The 17,171-nt window shown below is 68.4% G+C and carries 17 protein-coding genes; 15 read left to right on the top strand and 2 right to left on the bottom strand.

What is annotated here, in order from left to right:
• The gene (locus APQ99_RS01250; RefSeq protein WP_012289378.1) at window positions 1–1,323 is read right to left on the bottom strand and encodes a DUF92 domain-containing protein; all 1,323 of its coding nucleotides are present in this window, start codon (window positions 1,321–1,323) and stop codon (window positions 1–3) included.
• 88 nt (window positions 1,324–1,411) lie between these two features.
• On the opposite strand from APQ99_RS01250, the gene APQ99_RS01245 reads away from it, so the two are divergent.
• Window positions 1,412–2,020 (top strand): undecaprenyl diphosphate synthase family protein, encoded by a 609-nt coding sequence (locus APQ99_RS01245; protein ID WP_012289377.1) that lies wholly within the window; start codon window positions 1,412–1,414, stop codon window positions 2,018–2,020.
• A gap of 19 nt (window positions 2,021–2,039) precedes the next feature.
• Here APQ99_RS01245 and uppS read toward each other — a convergent pair whose 3' ends face one another.
• Window positions 2,040–2,948, bottom strand: a complete 909-nt coding sequence (gene uppS / locus APQ99_RS01240; RefSeq protein ID WP_010903300.1) for a polyprenyl diphosphate synthase — start codon at window positions 2,946–2,948, stop codon at window positions 2,040–2,042.
• Window positions 2,949–3,084: 136 nt separating this feature from the next.
• On the opposite strand from uppS, the gene APQ99_RS01235 reads away from it, so the two are divergent.
• From APQ99_RS01235 to sop2, 14 genes are all read left to right on the top strand, one after another.
• Window positions 3,085–3,501: a DUF5778 family protein gene (locus APQ99_RS01235; protein ID WP_010903299.1), complete on the top strand. Its 417-nt coding sequence runs from the start codon at window positions 3,085–3,087 to the stop codon at window positions 3,499–3,501.
• 57 nt (window positions 3,502–3,558) lie between these two features.
• Complete coding sequence (gene ahbB, locus APQ99_RS01230; protein ID WP_010903298.1) at window positions 3,559–4,617, top strand: siroheme decarboxylase subunit beta; 1,059 nt, start codon at window positions 3,559–3,561, stop codon at window positions 4,615–4,617.
• 7 nt (window positions 4,618–4,624) lie between these two features.
• Window positions 4,625–5,287 (top strand): precorrin-2 dehydrogenase/sirohydrochlorin ferrochelatase family protein, encoded by a 663-nt coding sequence (locus APQ99_RS01225; RefSeq protein WP_010903297.1) that lies wholly within the window; start codon window positions 4,625–4,627, stop codon window positions 5,285–5,287.
• Window positions 5,284–6,594 carry a glutamyl-tRNA reductase gene (gene hemA / locus APQ99_RS01220; RefSeq protein WP_010903296.1) on the top strand — a complete coding sequence of 437 codons (1,311 nt, stop codon included), beginning with the start codon at window positions 5,284–5,286 and terminating at the stop codon, window positions 6,592–6,594. Before APQ99_RS01225 ends, hemA begins: the two co-directional genes overlap by 4 nt.
• Before the next feature lie 63 nt (window positions 6,595–6,657).
• Window positions 6,658–6,933: a 4a-hydroxytetrahydrobiopterin dehydratase gene (locus APQ99_RS01215; protein ID WP_010903295.1), complete on the top strand. Its 276-nt coding sequence runs from the start codon at window positions 6,658–6,660 to the stop codon at window positions 6,931–6,933.
• A gap of 53 nt (window positions 6,934–6,986) precedes the next feature.
• Entirely contained in the window at window positions 6,987–7,643 is a 657-nt protein-coding gene (locus tag APQ99_RS01210; protein WP_010903294.1) for an HAD family hydrolase, read from the top strand.
• A 73-nt stretch (window positions 7,644–7,716) separates the two neighbouring features.
• Entirely contained in the window at window positions 7,717–8,067 is a 351-nt protein-coding gene (locus APQ99_RS01205; protein WP_010903293.1) for an Hsp20/alpha crystallin family protein, read from the top strand.
• A gap of 3 nt (window positions 8,068–8,070) precedes the next feature.
• Window positions 8,071–9,813, top strand: coding sequence for an ABC1 kinase family protein (locus APQ99_RS01200; protein ID WP_012289376.1), 1,743 nt, complete (start codon window positions 8,071–8,073; stop codon window positions 9,811–9,813).
• A 47-nt stretch (window positions 9,814–9,860) separates the two neighbouring features.
• On the top strand, window positions 9,861–10,637 hold the full coding sequence (locus APQ99_RS01195; protein ID WP_012289375.1) for a creatininase family protein: 777 nt from the start codon (window positions 9,861–9,863) through the stop codon (window positions 10,635–10,637).
• A gap of 101 nt (window positions 10,638–10,738) precedes the next feature.
• Window positions 10,739–11,122: a translation initiation factor IF-5A gene (locus APQ99_RS01190; protein ID WP_010903290.1), complete on the top strand. Its 384-nt coding sequence runs from the start codon at window positions 10,739–10,741 to the stop codon at window positions 11,120–11,122.
• Between the two features lie 3 nt (window positions 11,123–11,125).
• A complete protein-coding gene (speB, locus tag APQ99_RS01185; protein ID WP_010903289.1) occupies window positions 11,126–11,944 on the top strand; it encodes an agmatinase in 819 nt (272 codons plus the stop codon).
• A 27-nt stretch (window positions 11,945–11,971) separates the two neighbouring features.
• Window positions 11,972–12,733, top strand: coding sequence for a Nif3-like dinuclear metal center hexameric protein (locus tag APQ99_RS01180; protein WP_010903288.1), 762 nt, complete (start codon window positions 11,972–11,974; stop codon window positions 12,731–12,733).
• An 89-nt stretch (window positions 12,734–12,822) separates the two neighbouring features.
• Complete coding sequence (gene htr2 / locus APQ99_RS01175) at window positions 12,823–15,117, top strand: sensory rhodopsin II transducer Htr2 (protein WP_010903287.1); 2,295 nt, start codon at window positions 12,823–12,825, stop codon at window positions 15,115–15,117.
• A gap of 1 nt (window position 15,118) precedes the next feature.
• Window positions 15,119–15,832 (top strand): sensory rhodopsin II, encoded by a 714-nt coding sequence (sop2, locus tag APQ99_RS01170; RefSeq protein WP_010903286.1) that lies wholly within the window; start codon window positions 15,119–15,121, stop codon window positions 15,830–15,832.
• Window positions 15,833–17,171 lie beyond the last annotated feature (1,339 nt).

Below are 17,171 nucleotides of genomic sequence, written 5' to 3'. Positions count from 1 at the left end.
TCACGCGACGCCGACAGCGAGCGCGAGCGCACCGCCGACCGCAGCGCCGGTCAGCGTCGCCAGGAAGTTCACTCCCTGGTTGGTGAGCACGCGGCCTTCGATGGTTGCGCCCGCGAGGCTGTCGGCGGTCATCCCGGCGACGCCCGCCGCCACCACCACGCCGCCGCCCCGCAGCGTCACGCCGAACACCGCGACCGACAGCACCGCAATGATCGTCGCCCCCACGACGCCCGCGAGCTCGCCCTGCCAGGTGACCGCGCCGTCGGTCCCGGGGTCGACGCGCTCGAACGTCGTCACCAGCCGCGGGGTGTCGAACAGCCCGCCGACCTCCGAGGACAGCGTGTCAGCCAGCGCCGTCGCAACGCTGCCGGCGTACGCGAACAGGAACGCCGTGTCGGCGAACGGCACGTGTGCGTGCGCCGCATACAACACCAACGCGATGAGCGCGGCCGCCGAGTTCCCCAAGACGTTGGCTGTGCCGCGCGCGCCGTCGTTCGGCTCCGCAACACCGCGGTCGGCCTTCAGCTCGTACTTGAACTTCGTGGCCAAGCTGCCGACCGCGAAGAACGCAACGAGCACGACGAACCAGCCGTAGCCGCCGAGCACGACGGCAAGCAACCCGAGAAAGACGCCCGTGAGCATGCCCGCGATCGACGTCGCGCCGAGCGCACGCGACACCCACCCGAACGCCGTCGTGACCGCGAGCGCGACGAGCACGCGCTCCCAGGCCGCCACCGTCGGGACGCCGGCCAGCGGTGCCAGCGCCGTGACCACCCACAACACAACGACCACCGATCCCAACACCAGCGGGGCGTCCCGGAGCGCAAACAGTGTCCGCATGATCCCCGCCAGCAGCGCCCCGCTCACCGCCAGAAACACGAACTGGGGCTGTCCCACCGGCGCACCGGCGCTCGCGGCGACCACGGCCTGGCCCGCGAAGGCAGCGCCGGCGGCCGCGACAACGAACCCGCACATCGACAGCGTGCGGTTCTCCCGCACCGCCAACACGAGCCGGCGGCCGAGGTCGCCGTAGCCGACGATGAGCACGGCCGCGACGAACACGTCGGCGGGCGCGCCGAACGCCGGCAGCAACACGGCGGCGATCGCCGCCGCCAGTGCGAACGCCACGAGCGTGTGCAGTCGCCCCGCGTTGCGGTCCCGCACGGTCGACAACACGTCGAACAGCCAGCCGTCGGTGATCACCGCCGCCCCGGCGGCGACGGCCACGAACGGCACTGCGGCTGCACGGCCGAACGCGGGGGCCGCAAGTGACAGCGTCGACACCAGCGCGAACGCCAGTGCGCGCCGCAGGCTCCAATGCACGTCTGCCTCCGATTTGCCGGCCCCGCACTTAACTTCCCCGAAGCCGCGACCCACAACGCTTTGCACGGCGGCGCGTCATGGCCAACACGTGGGCCTGTACGACTACTATCTGGCCGCCCGCGTGCGCCGCCACAGCGCCGAGGCACCCGCACACACTGCGGTCGTCATCACGGAACGCGATCTCCTGGAGGCCGGCGCGTACGACACGCTCGCGGACTTCTACGCGTGGGCGTTCGACTCCGGCGTCGACCGCATCACCGTCTACGTGAGCGTGCTCGACGCCGCCGCCGTCCCGACGCTCGAACGCGAGCTTGGAAACGTCGCTGCGCCCCGCGAGGTCGCGGTGCGGGGCCCCGACGACGACGAGCGCGCCGACGCCCCGATCCAAGTGAGCGTCGGCCACGGCGGCAAACACGAGTTCGCGACCGCCGTGCGGAGCGTCGCCGACGCAGTCGCCGCCGGTGACCTCGACCCCGACGCCATCGACGAGGACGTGATCGAGTCCGAACTCGTGTTCCCGGCTGAACCGGACCTCGTGATCAAGACCGGCGCCGAACGCCTCTCGGATTTCATGATCTGGCAGTCCGTCTACTCGGAGCTCTACTTCACGGACGTCAACTGGCGGGACTTCCGGAAACGCGACTACCTGCGGGCGGTGCTTGATTACCAGAACCGCCAGCGGCGGTTCGGGCGGTGAAACGCCCCCTCGGCCGCACTCAGTCCGCCGACTGCGTCTCCGCCTCGACATCCTCGGGCGGATCCGGGAGCGCGCCCTTGAACCGGTCGAGGACCCGGCGCGCCTCACCCACCTCACTGCCGAGCGCGCGAACCAGTGCGAGCGCGCGTTTCGCTCTGGTCTGCCGCCAGGACGCCGCCCGGGATTCGTACGTGCGGATCGCGCGCAGCAGATCGACTTTCGAGAACTCCGGCCAGTACGGCGTACAGAAGAAGACGGCGGCCTCGCTGCCGTTGGCGTGCCACGGCAGGAAATTCGACGTGCGCTCGTCGCCGCCGGTGCGAATGATGAGGTCGACGTCCCGGACGGGGCTGGTGTGCAGCCGGGATTCGATGGCCTGGGCGTCGATGTCCGCGGGGTCGAGGTCGCCGGCGGCGACCGCGTCGGCGACACCGCGGGCGGCGGTGAGCAGCTCGTCGCGGCCGCCGTACGCCAGCGCGACGTTCAGCGTGAACCCGTCGTAGCCCGCCGTCCGGGATTCCGCGTACGTGATGGCGTCCCGGACGCGCTGGGGGAGGCGACCGGTGTCGCCGATGGCACGGATCCGCACGCGGTCGGCGTGGACGCGGTCGGCGTCCGCGAACTCCCGGAGCTTCGATTCGAGCAGGTCGAACAGGTGTTGTTGCTGGTCGGGCGGGCGCTCGAAGTTCTCCGTGGAGAACGCGTACAGCGTGAGCTCCTCGACGCCCAGGTCCGAACACCACTCCAGGACGCGCTCGGTCGTCCGCGCGCCCGACTGGTAGCCGTCGGTCGGGTCGTCGCCGTGCTCGCGGGCGTACCGCCGGTTCCCGTCCTGGATGACCGCGACGTGGGCCGGCGCGCCGTCGATCTCTCTGGTCAGGAGACGCTCGTAGACGGCGCTGGCGGCGTCCCACAGCCGAGTTCGCATTACCAAGAGACGACAGCACTCTCACGTATGAGCCTTCTGTTCGCTGCGCCACACGCCCGGGCGTGGCGTCGCCCGACGACCACGGCGCGCGCCGGCAACCGCCACACGTAAGCCCGAGACACGGCACACGTGTGGTATGAGCGAGACGGCGAACGCAGACCTCTACCGCGACACCGTCGCGTTGCTGCAGCCCGGCGACGTGACGCTTGCAGGGGCAGTCATCCACACCACGTACGACAACGACGAGGAGAGCAAGCTCCACCAGCTCACGCTCGACGCCGGCCAGGTCGTCGCCGACCACGTCGCGGACGGCGACACGTACGTGTACTCGGGCAACGACGACAGCGACTTCGGCGTCAACCAACACCAGGGCCGCATCCTCGACGACGACGCGTTCGTCTGGGAGTGCCAGCAACTCCTCCGGGACGGGGCGTTCGCCGTCGTGTTGTACTGGGAGGCCACCGACGACCACGCTGCCATCCTGGACGGCATCCGTGACTGCGACGGCGTGACGTCCGTCGTCGCCGTCACCGAGGACGGCTTCGAGGCGTAGCCGATTCCAGCGATCCGGGATGGAGTCGGGCTGTTTATTTACCGCGACTCCTGACGTATGGGCATGGATATCGGGGATTTGGACGACCGGGATCGCGCCGTCCTGAACGCGTTTCAGGGGGGGTTCCCGGTCGTGCAGCGCCCGTTCGAACCCGCGGCCGAGGCGCTCCGGTCCCGGGGGGTTGAGTTCTCCGCGACGGAGCTCCGCGACCGGGTTCGGACACTCGACGAGAACGGGGTATTGACGCGGTTCGGCGCGCTCATCAACGCCGAGGAGATCGGCGGCGCGGCCTCGCTTGTGGCGATGCACGCGCCCGAGCACCGCTTCGACGAGATCGCGGACACCGTCAACGACATCCAGGCGGTGGCGCACAACTACGAGCGCGAACACCCGCACCTGAACATGTGGTTCGTGGTGTCGGTCGCCGACCGCGAGGTCGCGGACGTGCTCGCGGAGATCGAAGCCGAAACCGGCCAGGAGACGTACAACCTCCCGAAACAACAGGAGTTCCGCGTGGAAGCCAAGTTCCTCGTCGACGGCCCCATCCCGGACGGCGACGTCGACCTCTCGCATCTCGGCACGACCCCCGAGCCGACCGGCCGGGACACGCTCACCCCCGCCGAGCGCGACCTCGTGGTGGCCGTTCAGGACGGGCTGCCGGTCGTGGAGACGCCGTACTGTGCGGTCGCCGACGACATCGGCCGCGACCCCGAGTGGGTGGTGGCGACGCTGCGCCGGTTCAACGAATCCGGGATGGTGCGCCGCGTCGGCGTGATCCCCAACCACTACGCGCTGGGGTACACGGAAAACGGCATGACCGTCTGGAACGTGCCCGATGACGCCGTCGACGACGTCGGGCCGGCGGTCGCGGGGCTGGACTTCGTGACCCACTGCTACCAGCGCCCCCGCCACGACGGCGTCTGGGAGTACAACTTCTTCGCGATGACACACGGCCGCAGCGAGGCCGAAAGCGAGGCGCGCGTCGAGCGTGTCCGGTCGGTGATGGACGACCACTGGGACGTCACTGACGACGACTGGGACACCCTCTTTTCGACGCGCATTCTGAAGAAAACCGGCATCCGGCTGGACGAGCGCGCGGACGCGAACACGGAGTGACCGCGCCATGATCCCGCTACTACACGACTTCCACGGGGCATCGGTCCTGGTGGTCGGCGGCGGAGCCGTCGGCGCCCGGAAGGCCCGGCGGTTCGCCGCCGAAGCCGACCGGGTCGTGGTGGTGTCGCCGGCGTTCGGCGACCGCGAGTTCGGGGACGCCGACCGCGTCCGGGCCGCCCCCGACCCCGATGGGGCGGCCGACTGGGTGGCCCGCGTCGACCCGGCGCTGGTGGTCGCGGCGACCAGCGACAGCGACGTGAACGCGGCGTTCGCAGCCGCGGCCCGTGACGCGGGCGCGCTCGTGAACCGCGCCGACGTCGCCGGGGATCGGGACCACAGCGGCGACGTGGTCGTCCCGGCGACGGCCGGCGATCCGCCGGTGACGATCGCCGTGTCGACCGGCGGGCGCAGCCCCGCGCTGTCCAAGCACCTGCGGGAGCGCATCGACGAGGAGTTCGCGGGGGCCGGCGGGATGGCGGTGTTGACCGGGCGCATCCGGGACGACCTTCGGTCGACAGGGTTATCACCCGCTGAGCGACGGGACGCAGTGCGCGCCGTCGTCCGCTCGACGCCGGTTTGGAAGGCTTTACGTACGGGAGATGCCAACCCTCGAGTGAGAGCCGAGGCCGCCGTTGCGCGAGCCGTCGGCGACGTAGATTGGTCGACATGAATGGGAACACTGGTGTCGTCTCTGGCGTTCGCGTCTCGCACGAGACGGCCTCACTAGATGAACTGGCTGCCGCCAGCGCCGCGTCCACGGAGGCGGCGTTGGACGCGCTGCTGGAGCAGCCACCAGTCGAGGAAGCGTTCGTGCTCCAGACGTGCCACCGCGTGGAAGCGTACGTCGTCACCGCCGATCAGGCGTCGGGTCGCCGTGCGCTCGGTGGGGCCGGATTCAACCCCGCGGGGGGCGGGGCGATCTCGATGGGGCATGAGGACAGCCTCCGCCACCTGCTTCGCGTGGCGGCGGGTCTCGAATCGCTCGTGGTCGGGGAGGACCAGATCCTGGGACAGCTCCGAGACGCCTACGACGCCGCCAAAGACGCGGGCGGCATCGACCACGTGCTCCGGGAAGCCGTGACCAAGGCGATGCACGTCGGGGAGCGCGCGCGCACCGAAACCGCGATCAACGAGGGCGCGACCTCGCTCGGCACGGCGGCCGTGCGCCTCGCCGAGCGGAAGACGCAGCTGGCCGACGCCCGGGCTGTCGTCGTCGGTGCCGGCGAGATGGGCGCGCTCGCCGCGAAGGCGTTCGCGAGCGCGACCGTCGCGGAGATCGTGATCGCCAACCGCACGCCGGCCCGCGCCGTCCGGGTCGCGGACATGGTGTCGGTGCCCGCCGAAGCCACGACGCTGGCCGACGCCCGCGGGCGTCTCGACGCCGCGGACGTCGTGGTCACCGCCACCGGCAGCCCCGAGCACGTGCTCCCCGCCAGCGCGTTCGCGGACGCCGGTGACACCGTGGTGGTCGATCTCGCACAGCCCCGCGATGTCGCGCCGGGCGCTGGCGGCCACGACGGCGTTGCGGTCCACGACCTCGACGACCTGGAGGCGGTGACGGCGGCGACCCGCGAGCGCCGCGAGGACGCCGCCCGCGAGGTCGAGGCGATGATCGAAACCGAGTTCGAGCGGCTGCTCACCCAGTACAAGCGCAAGCGCGCCGACGAGGTGATCGCGCGCATGTACGAGAGCGCCGACCGCCTCAAAAGCCGGGAGGTACAGACCGCGGTCCACCGCCTGGAGGCCGAATCCGGGTCGCTGTCCGCCGACGAGCGCGAGGTCGTGGAGTCGATGGCGGACGCGCTGGTGAGCCAGCTGCTTGCGGCCCCGACGAAGAGCCTCCGGGACGCCGCCGCCGAGGACGACTGGTCGACGATCGCGACCGCGCTCGAACTGTTCAACCCCGAATTCGAGGACGGCATGCCGTTCGACGCGTCGCGCGGCGGGGACGCGGCGTCCGCCGAATCCGAGGACTGACACTGTCTGGTGGGTCTCCTGTCCGCGTAGGGTTATAGGGCTGGCTGGCGTTCGTCGATCCGTATGTCCGACCGACTCGACGACGACACGATCAGCGACCGGCTGCCGGACGACTGGATCCACGATGGCGACGCGATCACCCGCACGTACACGTTCGAGGAGTACCTGGACGGCGTGGCGTTCGCATCAGAGGTCGGCGACCTCGCCGACGAGGCGTTCCACCACCCCGAGATCACGATCCGGTACGACGAGGTCGAAGTGCGGTTCACCGACCACGAGGCCGGCGGGGTCACGAGCCAGGACATCGAGTTGGCGCGCCGAACCGACGACCGCCGGTAGCCACAGCCGGCCCCGGAACGCTCTTCGGGCGTGGGTCCATACCCCCGGCTCCGATGGCACCGCCAGTCGACGATTACGACGTGTGGCTGTTCGATCTCGATGGGACGCTCGTCGACACGGAGTGGTCGTACACCCGGTCCGTGTTCGATCAGGTCGGCGACCGACTGGGCGTCGAGTTCACCGACCAGCACGCCGAACGCCTCTGGCACGGGATCGGCGGCACCCGCGACCACTACCTCCGGGCGTGGGGGATCGACCCCGAGGCGTTCTGGCCGGCGTTCCACGCCGTCGAGGATCCGATGGCGCGCGCCGAAGCCACGTATCTCTACGAGGACGCACGCCCGCTTGGCGGCCTCGATGCGCCGACCGGCGTGGTGACCCACTGCCAGTCGTTTCTCACCGACCCCGTTCTCGATCACCTCGACATCGCGGACTGGTTCGACGTGGTGGTGAGTTGCACCGACGACACCGGCTGGAAGCCGGACCCACAGCCGCTCCGGGTAGCGCTTGGCGGCCTCGACGCGCAGCCCGACGCGGCCGGCGTGTACGCCGGTGACGCCGTCAGCGACGTTGGCGCGGCGAAAAACGCCAGCCTGGACGCGGTTCACGTCGAACGTCACTCCCCCGGGAAGCGCGGTCACTGCGTGCTCGGCGATCACCGCGTGTCGTCGTTCGCGGACGTGTTCCCGTCCGGCGATGGGGACGCCTGAGCGCCCCGCCTGGGTGGCGCGCGCACCCGCCGATACCACCGGGTTTAACGCTTCGCCGTTCTAACCGTCTGGCATGTCCCGCTTGCGCGACGCGCTGGGGAACTTGCCTGACGCCGTGTTCGTCGACGTGCACGAGGGCGCCGACGCGTACCGTTACGTCGTCGACGTTGCCGGTGTGACACCGTCGACCGTCGATGTGAGTGTGGCCGGGCGCACCGTCTCTATCGAGGCCCACCGCCGCAAATCGGTGCCGTCGGCGTTCGAGTACCGCCGCGAGGACCGGTCGCTGTTCGTCGACGCGGAGCTCCCCCTGCCGTCGGACACGACCGCCGACGGCGCAACGGCAACCGTCTCGAACGGCGTGCTCACCGTGTCGCTGCCCAAGCGCTCGTCGTCGGACCACCACGTTCCAGTCGAGGGGTGACCGGTGGCGGTACTCAGGTCCTACCGACGGTTCGTTGTCGTGGTCTGGCAGTTCTTCCCCCTGCTGTGGGGGTGGCTGCGCGACCGACGGCGGTTCGTCGCCTTCGGCGGGAGCCGCCGCGTCACCGCCGAGATGCGCCGCGAGCGCGCCCGGATCCTGCTCGACGCGCTGTTGACGCTCGGCCCGACGTTCATCAAGCTCGGGCAGCTGTTGTCGACGCGCCCGGACGTGTTGCCCACCGAGTACATCGAGGAACTCGCGGAGCTGCAGGACCGCGTGCCACCCGCCGACTGGGCGGAGGCCCAACGCGTCATCGAGGACGAACTCGGCCCCGTCGACGACGTCTTCGACGCGTTCAACCGGGAGTCGATCAGCGGCGCGAGCCTCGGGCAGGTGTACACTGCCGACGTGGACGACCAGCAGGTCGCGGTGAAGGTCCGCCGCCCCGGGATCGAATCGCTCGTCGAAGCCGACTTGCGCGCCATCCGGTGGTCGATCCCGATCGTCGTGCGGTTCGTCGGCCAAGGCCAGGCGTTCAGCCTGGAGAACCTGGCCGACGAGTTCGCGAAAACCATCCGCGAGGAGATGGATTACAGCCGCGAGGGCCGCATGCTCACGGAGATCCGCGCGAACTTCGCGGACGAGCCCGACATCGTGATCCCGACCGTCTACGAGGAGTACTCGAGCGACCGCGTGTTGACGATGCAGTACATCGAGGGGACGAAGATCTCGGACGTAGACACGCTTGAGCGCCGCGGCGTCGACCGCTCGCAGGTCTCGGAAACGCTCGAACGCGCGTACCTCCAGATGATCATCGAGGACGGCGTGTTCCACGCCGACCCCCACCCCGGGAACCTCGCGGTCCAGGACGACGGCAGCATCGTGTTCTACGACTTCGGGATGAGCGGGCGCGTCGACTCGTTCATCCAGGACAAGATCGTGGAGTTCTACGTGGGCGTTGCGAACCAGGACATCGACGCCATCCTGGACGCGCTCATCGACATGGGCACGCTGTCCCCGGAGGCCGACCGTGCGGTGATGGCTGATGTCATGGAGCTGGCCATCCAGGACGCCCGCGGGGAGAACATCGAGACCTACCGCGTCCAGCAGATCGTCGGGAAAGTCGAGGACACCATCTACGAGTTCCCACTGCGGCTGCCGCCGAACCTCGCGCTCGTGCTCCGTGTTGCGACCGTCGTCGAGGGCGTGTGCGTCACGCTCGACCCGGAGTTCGACTTCATCACCGTCGCCACCGACTACCTCGCCGAACAGGGCTACCGGGAGGAGTCCATCAGGCAGTTCGCCGCGGGCACCGCCGAGGAGTTCCAGGCGGCGGCCACGTCGGTGCTGCGAGTGCCCCCGAAGCTGGAGCGCGCACTCGACAAGGTCGAACGCGAAGACCTCTACGTGCGCGCCGACCTCGAGGACAGCAACCGCGTCATCGACGCGCTGGCGCGGCGGGTCGTGCTCGGACTCGTGTTGGCGACCAGCGTCCCCACGACGGCGTTTCTCTACGTGACGGCGGACGTGACCGCCGCCGCCATCTCGGGGGCGTTCACCGCCGCCGTCGGGGCCGCACTCTACAAGACGTTCCGGCGACGCAACGGCCTGCAGGCCAGCCCGCAGTTCACCCGCCAGAACCTCCGGGAGCGCGACGGCGACGGAGACGACGGCGGGACGGCGCTGGCGCGCAGCGGCAGTCAGATCGAGGCCGACGACGCCGGCACAGCGACGAACGGCGACTGATCGCCGGGAGCGCTGGATACTTGCTTCCAGCGAGCCCCGAACAACGTGTGTACCTTGCTGATGAGGCGTGGCCCGAGCTCGGTGACTACTTCGACGCGGAATCGCTGGCGCTCGTGCCCCTGGGTTCGACCGAACAGCACGGCCCCCACCTGCCGGAGTCCACCGACCACCGGATCGCGGAGGCGTTCGCCCGCACGGTCGCCGACCGCACTGGCGTTCTCTGCACGCCACCCGTGAACGTCGGCGTCAGTCCCCATCACCGACAGTTCCCGGGGACGATGTGGGTCGAGCCACCGGTGTTCCGGGACTACGTGGCGTCGTTCACGCGCAACCTGGCGTTCCACGGCATCGACCGCGTCGTGTTCGTGAACGCCCACGGCGGGAACGTCTCGCACCTCCGCGAGGTCGGCCGCCGGCTGCGCGACGAGGGCACCCTCTACGCGGTCGAGTGGATGTGGGACGAATCCATCCCCGAGCTCGTCGACGAGGTCTTCGACCAGAACGGCCCCCACGGCGGCCCCAAGGAGACGGCGCTGATGCAGTACCTCGACGGCGAGCACGTCCACGACGACCGCCTCGAAGACGCCCGGGACGGCGGCGTCGCCAGCGTCGCCGACGCCGACACGATCAAGCACGGCTCCCGGACGTTCTACGACGCCATCGACAACACCGACAACGGCGTGCTCGGCGACCAGACGGACGCCACCGCCGAGACCGGCGAACGCCTGTTCGAGGCCGCAAGCGACCAGCTCGTCCAGCTCTGCGAGTGGCTGGACGCACAGGCGTTCGCGGACCTGCTGCCCGAGCCCCACGTTTCGACGTGACCACGGCCGGCCACCGAATCGCGTGTACCGCCTGGTAGCCGCCCGCTCCGTCGCCAGTCCGTTCCAAGAGGTTTATACTACGTAGGCGAGAATCCCGGGGCATGGCGAAAGAGCAGAAGGAAGTGCGTGACCTGCAGGAAGGCAACTACGTGATGATGGAGGACGCCGCCTGCCAGATCAACGCGTACAGCACCGCGAAACCCGGCAAGCACGGCAGCGCGAAAGCCCGCATCGAAGCCGAGGGCGTCTTCGACGGCAAGAAGCGATCGCTCAGCCAGCCCGTCGACGCGAAGATCTGGGTGCCGATCGTCAACCGAAAGCAGGGCCAGATCGTCTCCAAGGAGTCCGACACCGTCGCGCAGGTCATGGACCTCGAAACCTACGAGACGGTGACCATGCAGATCCCCGGTGAGCTCGACATTCAGGCCGACGAGAACATCGAATACCTCGAATTCGAGGGGCAGCGCAAGATCCTCCAGGAGTAGCGCATGTTCCCTGGCGCCAGCACCGCCGACGAGTCGAACCCCGGAGCCGACGCCGACTACGTCGTCGTTGGGGCGCCCCTCGACGTGTCGACGTCGTTCCAGCCGGGCACCCGTTTCGGCCCCGGTGAACTCCGGACGTACGCCGCGACCTTCGAGGACTACCACCACCGGACGGGCACGCACTTCTCCGCCCTCTCGGTCACTGACTACGGCGACGTGCGCGCGTGGAACGACGTGCCGGCGTACCTCGAATACCTCAACGGCGTCGTCACCGACATCTCGTGGAACGACGCCACGCCGCTGCTCGTCGGCGGCGAACACACGGTGACCGTGGCGGCGGTTCGCGCCCTGAACCCGGACGTGTTCGTGGCCCTGGACGCCCACCTCGATCTGCGCGCTGCCCTCGACGGTGATCCGCTGAGCCACTCGACGGTGACGCGCCACGCCCTCGACGTGGCCGACGAAGCGATCGTCGTGGGCGCACGCGCCGGCTCCGAGGAGGAGTGGGAGCGCGCCGCCGACTCTGACGTGACCGTGATCGAGCCGAGCGCCGTCGCCGACTGGACGCCGGCGTTCGGCGACGCGGACGTGTACCTGAGCGTGGACATCGACGCCGCCGATCCGGGGTACGCGCCGGGCACCGGGACGCCGGAGCCGTTCGGGATGTCGCCACGGGAGCTCCGGGCGGCCGTGCGCGCAGTCGCCCCGCACGCTGTCGGGTTCGATGTCGTGGAGGTCAACGACCGGGACGACGGCCAGGCCCCCACCCTCGGCGCGAAGCTGCTGCGCGAGTTCGTGCACACGCACCACGCCGACGGGTAAAAGACCCCGGCGGCCGGTTGGGTTCGCATGGACGTTTCCGACGTCACCAGCCGATACAACGACCGACTGCGTGTCACCGACTACGCCGACGCCGCGACCAACGGCCTCCAGGTCGGCCCCGGGGATCGCAGTGTTGAGCGCATCGCGTTCGCCGTCGACGCCGCCGCTGCCACGATCAGCGACGCCGTCGAGTGGGGGGCGGACCTTCTGGTGGTCCACCACGGCGTCGCTTGGGGCGGCCTGGACGCGGTGACGGGCCGCGAGTACGACCGGATCGCCGCGCTCGTCGACGGCGAGTGCGCGCTGTACGCCGCCCACCTCCCCCTCGACGGGCACCCGGAACTCGGGAACGCAGCCCACGTGGCCGACGTGCTCGGCCTCACACAGCGCTCGCCGTTCGGCGACCACAGCGGCGAGCAGATCGGTCTCCAGGGCCAGCTCCCGGACCCGACGAGCGCGCCCGCGCTCTCCAAGTCGCTCGCCGCTGCGCTGCCCACGGGCGACCAGCCGGTACAGGTGCTTGACGTCGGGCCGGCGGAGTTGACGGACGTGGCAGTCGTCACCGGCAGCGGCGCGGACTGGCTGCGGGAGGCCGAGGCCAACGGGGTGGACGCGCTCGTCACCGGCGAGGGGAAAGGAAAACTCTACCACGAGGCCCGCGAAGCCGGCGTGTCAGTGTTCCTGGCGGGCCACTACGCGACCGAAACGGGTGGGGTGCGTGCGCTCGAAGCGGTCGCCGACGACTGGGGAGTCGAGACCCGGTTCATCAGTCACCCCACGGGCCTGTAGCCATCGCGGCGAATATTGCCGGCTGTGGCCGCTGAGACGGCACACGAAGTGTAAACGCTTTTTGCCAGTATACACCTAATACCCAGTACATGGGGTCCGGATTAGTCGCACGAATCAGGGGGAGCTACGGCACGAAGCTCACCCTCGCGCTGGTCGTCGTTGTTGTGCTCTCTGTTGGGGTGGGGACGTTCGTCTACCAGCAGACGACAACGCAACTCGAAACCGACGTTCGGGCCGACCTCACCGGGTCGGCAGACGCCCGCGCCGATCACCTCGACGCGTGGCTGTCGAACGCCCGCGGGCAGACCCAACTGGCATCACGCCATCCCGTGCTCGCATCCGGCAACGACACGGCCATCACACGCTATCTCGAAGGGCTTGCGGCAAGCGACGAACGCCCCGATGGCGTCGTCGCCGCCCACGTCTACAACACCTCGACGACAACCATCGAGGCCAGCTCCGCCGACGCGTTCACCGGCGTGAACCCCCGCGAGCAGGGCGCGCCGTTCGCCACCGACCCGCCGTCGTTTGCGACCACCAGCGACGTTGTCGTCGCAGCACCGTTCACCGTTCCGGCGGCCGACTTCCCCGTGCTCTCGGTGCTCTCGCCGATCCCTGGCACCACGGATAAGGCCCTCATCTACATGGTGAACGTGAACACGCTCACCGACGACTTCGGGCAGAACGTCGCGGGAAGCACCACCACCGTCGTTTCTGCCGACGGCACGTACGTCTCACACCCCGACCAGGACCGCGTTCTCACCGGCCACGACGGCCCATCGCGGCTCCTCAACCAGTCGCGCACACAGCCCGCCTACATCGACGCCAACGGCACCGTGACGGCCGCCGCCCCCGTCGACGGCGCGCCCTGGTCGGTGCTAGTGCGCGCTCCACACGACCGCGCGTTCGCGCTCGGTGACTTCGTGGCGTCCAGCCTCGTCGGTCTCGTGCTCATCACGATCGTGAGCCTCTCACTGATCGGTGTCACTGTCGGCTCGACCACGGTCACCGCGCTCCGGCAGTTCTCCCGGCGCGCCGACGAAATGGCCGCCGGCGACCTCGACACCGACATCGACACCAGCCGCAACGACGAGTTCGGGACCCTCGCGGAGTCGTTCCGATCCATGCGGGACTCCCTGTCGGAATCCCTGACTGACGCCGAACGCGCGACGGCACGCGCCGAGGACGCCCGTGAGGACGCCGAACAGCAGCGCGCCGACGCCGAAGCCGCCCGCGAAGACGCCGAAGCCGCCCGCAAGGACGCCCAAGAAACGGCTCGCGCCCTCGAATCCGCGGCCGCCGACTACGAGGAGGCGCTCACGGCGGTCGCCGACGGCGACCTCACGCGCCGCGTCGACGCCAGCCGCGACCACGACGCAATGGCGCGCATCGGCCACGCCCTCAACGACATGCTCGACGACATCGAAACCAGCGTCGCCGCCGCAACGGCGTTCTCGGATCACGTCTCGGACGCCGCCCAACGGGTCGAAGCCGACGCCGGCGACGCCATCGACGCCGGAACGGACGTCTCGACCGCCGTCGACGAGATCTCCGACGGCGCAACCGAGCAGACCGACCGCCTCCACGAGGTCGCGGGTGAAGTCGATGACCTCTCGGCCAGCGCCGAAGAAGTCGCCGAAACGGTCGCCTCACTGGCCGACACCGCCGGGCAGGCCGCCAGCGCGGTCGACGACGGCCGCCAGGCCACGGAGGACGCCGTCGAGACGATGGACGACGTCGCCGACGACGCCGAAGCCGCCGCCGACGCGATGGACGCCCTCGACAGCGAGATGGCCGACATCGGGGAGATCGTCGATGTCATCGCCGACATCGCCGACCAGACCAACATGCTGGCGTTGAACGCCTCCATCGAGGCCGCCCGCACCGGCGCTGACGGCGACGGGTTCGCGGTGGTCGCCGACGAGGTCAAAACGCTCGCCGAGGAATCCCGGGACGCCGCCGAAGACATCGAATCACGGCTCCTCGCGCTCCAAGGCCAAGTCAGCGACGTCGCCGACGAGATGCGCGCCACAAGCGACACCGTCTCCGACGGCCGAGCGACGGTCGGCGACGCCGCAACCGCACTCGACGACGTCGTCTCGTTCGTCGCCGACACGGACACCGCCGCCGGCGAAATCCGAGCCGCCACCGACCGCCAAGCACACGCCGCCTCCCGCGTCGCAAGCGCCGTCGACGAGGTCGCCGGCATCAGCCAGGAAACCGCCGCCCAGGCCACTGCGGTCGCCGACTCGGCCGCCACCCAAACCGACACCCTGTCGTCGGTCGACGACGCCGCCGCCGACCTCGCGGACCGCGCCGCAGCCCTCGACGACCTGCTCGCCGAGTTCGACGCCCACGACGACACCGAACCGGAGGACTACTGATATGGCACTCACGACATGGTTTTGGGTCGGCGCTGTCGGCATGCTCGCTGGCACCGTCCTCCCGATCCGGGACTGCATCCGACACCCATCGCATCGCCGCTATGACCTCGTACTCGCCGGCATCACCGGACTGGCCGCCATCGCGTACACCACGATGGGGCTGGGCATCACCGCAACCACCGTCGGCGACCGCACCGTCTACCTCGCGCGGTACATCGACTGGCTGGTCACAACCCCACTGATCGTGTTGTACCTCGCGATGCTCGCCCGCCCCGGCCACCGCACGTCCGCCTGGCTGCTCGCCGCCGACGTGTTCGTCATCGCCGCCGGGATCGCCGCCGCGCTCACCACGGGCGTGCAGCGCTGGCTGTTTTTCGCCGTCGGCGCTGCCGGCTACGCCGCGCTCCTGTACGGCCTCCTGGGGACGCTGCCGCGCGCGCTCGGCGACGACCCCCGCGTGCGCTCGCTGTTCGTCACGCTTCGCAACATCACGGTCGTCCTCTGGACGCTGTACCCCGTGGTCTGGCTGCTGTCCCCGGCCGGCATCGGCATCCTCCAAACCGAGATGTACACCATCGTCGTGGTCTACCTGGATTTCATCTCGAAGGTCGCGTTCGTGGCGTTCGCCGTGCTCGGTGCCGACGCCGTCAGCCGCCTGGTCGCCGCCGACGCCGCCGCGCCGGCCACCGCGGAACCAACGCCGGACGGCGACTAACGACCAGCGGGTCCAGACCAGCAACGTCTTTCCGCTGTCCGCCGTGCTATCGACTGGCCGATGACGACACCACCGGGCCGACCCGGGGTGGCTCCCGTGGGACGACGAGCCCTATGAGTGCCGAGGCCTCATAACTAATGTTGGAACTTACGTGCGATTTGCACTATTGTCTAACGGAGTTATAAACAGTATTTTAGAATCCTACCTTCTGAGATTCGCATGCTGTCTTCGGGTCAACTGCGTGGCCTGTCCCTGGGTACGTTCTTTCCTGCGGATCGAACTTTGAGATCGACTCTTCTCCGGCTAACCGACGAACTATTCTGAGATATGATCCTCCGGCAATCGACTCAAACCAGGTCCACAGAACCGTTCGATCCACCCTTTCTCTCTGCGTTCCGTCCTGTTCGCAGTCGCTCGGAGCGGGCTTGTCGGCAGTCGCCGCTGCTGCATCTCCGGTCGCAATTACGTTTGCAGGTAGTTACGGCGGGATGTATGATCTCTGCGGCTATCAACCACTTCGCTAAGGATGCTGTGGGTTGTACTGTCCGCTATGCGTATCTATTCGCTGACACCGGTATTAGCGATCCGGAAGGCATGACAGCGACTGCGGTCCCCTAGTGTGAGTGATTATCGTACTCTCGTAAGTGAATAGATTTTTCGCCGAACCAATATACTCCAGATATTGAGATAACAATGAACTACGGGATCGTAATTGGATTTAGCGTCGTCGCCCCGACGGTAGTCATTTTATTACGATCTAAACGAGGAATAACGCCTTCAGAGTACCAAATACTCGGTTGGCTTGCAATCATTGCCGTGACACAGTTCCAGACTTTTATATCACTCCCATTTTTTGTAAGGACAATATTCGTCTCAGTCGGTCTTGGTATGGCGGTAGTTCTAGTTTACGACCTCGTTTTCCTTTTCAGGAGCGTGTCATAGAAAAGCGGCACGTGCGAAGCAGCAGGGCGCGCGAAGTGTGTCCAACACAAGTGCAACTGCTGCCTTCGCTGAGAACGGTTTCTATGACACGCTCTACTACTGTAGCAAACCGACCCAGAGATTCCGCCACGTGGACGATCAGGTGCTTTCCGTACGTCGTGTGTGAACTTCACGTTCCCCGGACGCACGTTGTAGCCACCCATCTTCGGGAACTCGTGATACCGATCCGTACTCCCGTCGGGAACCTAGTCGTCCCGATCTTCCTCGCTGGACGCGGTGGCGGTACCAGAAATTGATATTTTCTCGTGTCGGCTTGGATCTCCGTTGCCAGGCCATCCTGTTGCTGTGCATGTGCGAAATCCCGGAATCGTTGCCATCCCTGCAGCACCCACGCCGA

This window comes from Halobacterium salinarum DSM 3754 (assembly GCF_008124605.1).
In the GTDB taxonomy this organism is placed as follows: Archaea; Halobacteriota; Halobacteria; order Halobacteriales; family Halobacteriaceae; genus Halobacterium; species Halobacterium salinarum.
This window is presented reverse-complemented; position numbering and strand designations above follow the sequence as displayed.

Coding starts and splice junctions, on each gene's coding strand:
- uppS (WP_010903300.1), bottom strand. CDS start 2,948: ATGCGAACTCGGCTGTGGGACGCCGCCAGCGCCGTCTACGAGCGTCTC.
- APQ99_RS01235 (WP_010903299.1), top strand. CDS start 3,085: ATGAGCGAGACGGCGAACGCAGACCTCTACCGCGACACCGTCGCGTTG.
- ahbB (WP_010903298.1), top strand. CDS start 3,559: ATGGGCATGGATATCGGGGATTTGGACGACCGGGATCGCGCCGTCCTG.
- APQ99_RS01225 (WP_010903297.1), top strand. CDS start 4,625: ATGATCCCGCTACTACACGACTTCCACGGGGCATCGGTCCTGGTGGTC.
- hemA (WP_010903296.1), top strand. CDS start 5,284: ATGAATGGGAACACTGGTGTCGTCTCTGGCGTTCGCGTCTCGCACGAG.
- APQ99_RS01215 (WP_010903295.1), top strand. CDS start 6,658: ATGTCCGACCGACTCGACGACGACACGATCAGCGACCGGCTGCCGGAC.
- APQ99_RS01210 (WP_010903294.1), top strand. CDS start 6,987: ATGGCACCGCCAGTCGACGATTACGACGTGTGGCTGTTCGATCTCGAT.
- APQ99_RS01205 (WP_010903293.1), top strand. CDS start 7,717: ATGTCCCGCTTGCGCGACGCGCTGGGGAACTTGCCTGACGCCGTGTTC.
- APQ99_RS01190 (WP_010903290.1), top strand. CDS start 10,739: ATGGCGAAAGAGCAGAAGGAAGTGCGTGACCTGCAGGAAGGCAACTAC.
- speB (WP_010903289.1), top strand. CDS start 11,126: ATGTTCCCTGGCGCCAGCACCGCCGACGAGTCGAACCCCGGAGCCGAC.
- APQ99_RS01180 (WP_010903288.1), top strand. CDS start 11,972: ATGGACGTTTCCGACGTCACCAGCCGATACAACGACCGACTGCGTGTC.
- htr2 (WP_010903287.1), top strand. CDS start 12,823: ATGGGGTCCGGATTAGTCGCACGAATCAGGGGGAGCTACGGCACGAAG.
- sop2 (WP_010903286.1), top strand. CDS start 15,119: ATGGCACTCACGACATGGTTTTGGGTCGGCGCTGTCGGCATGCTCGCT.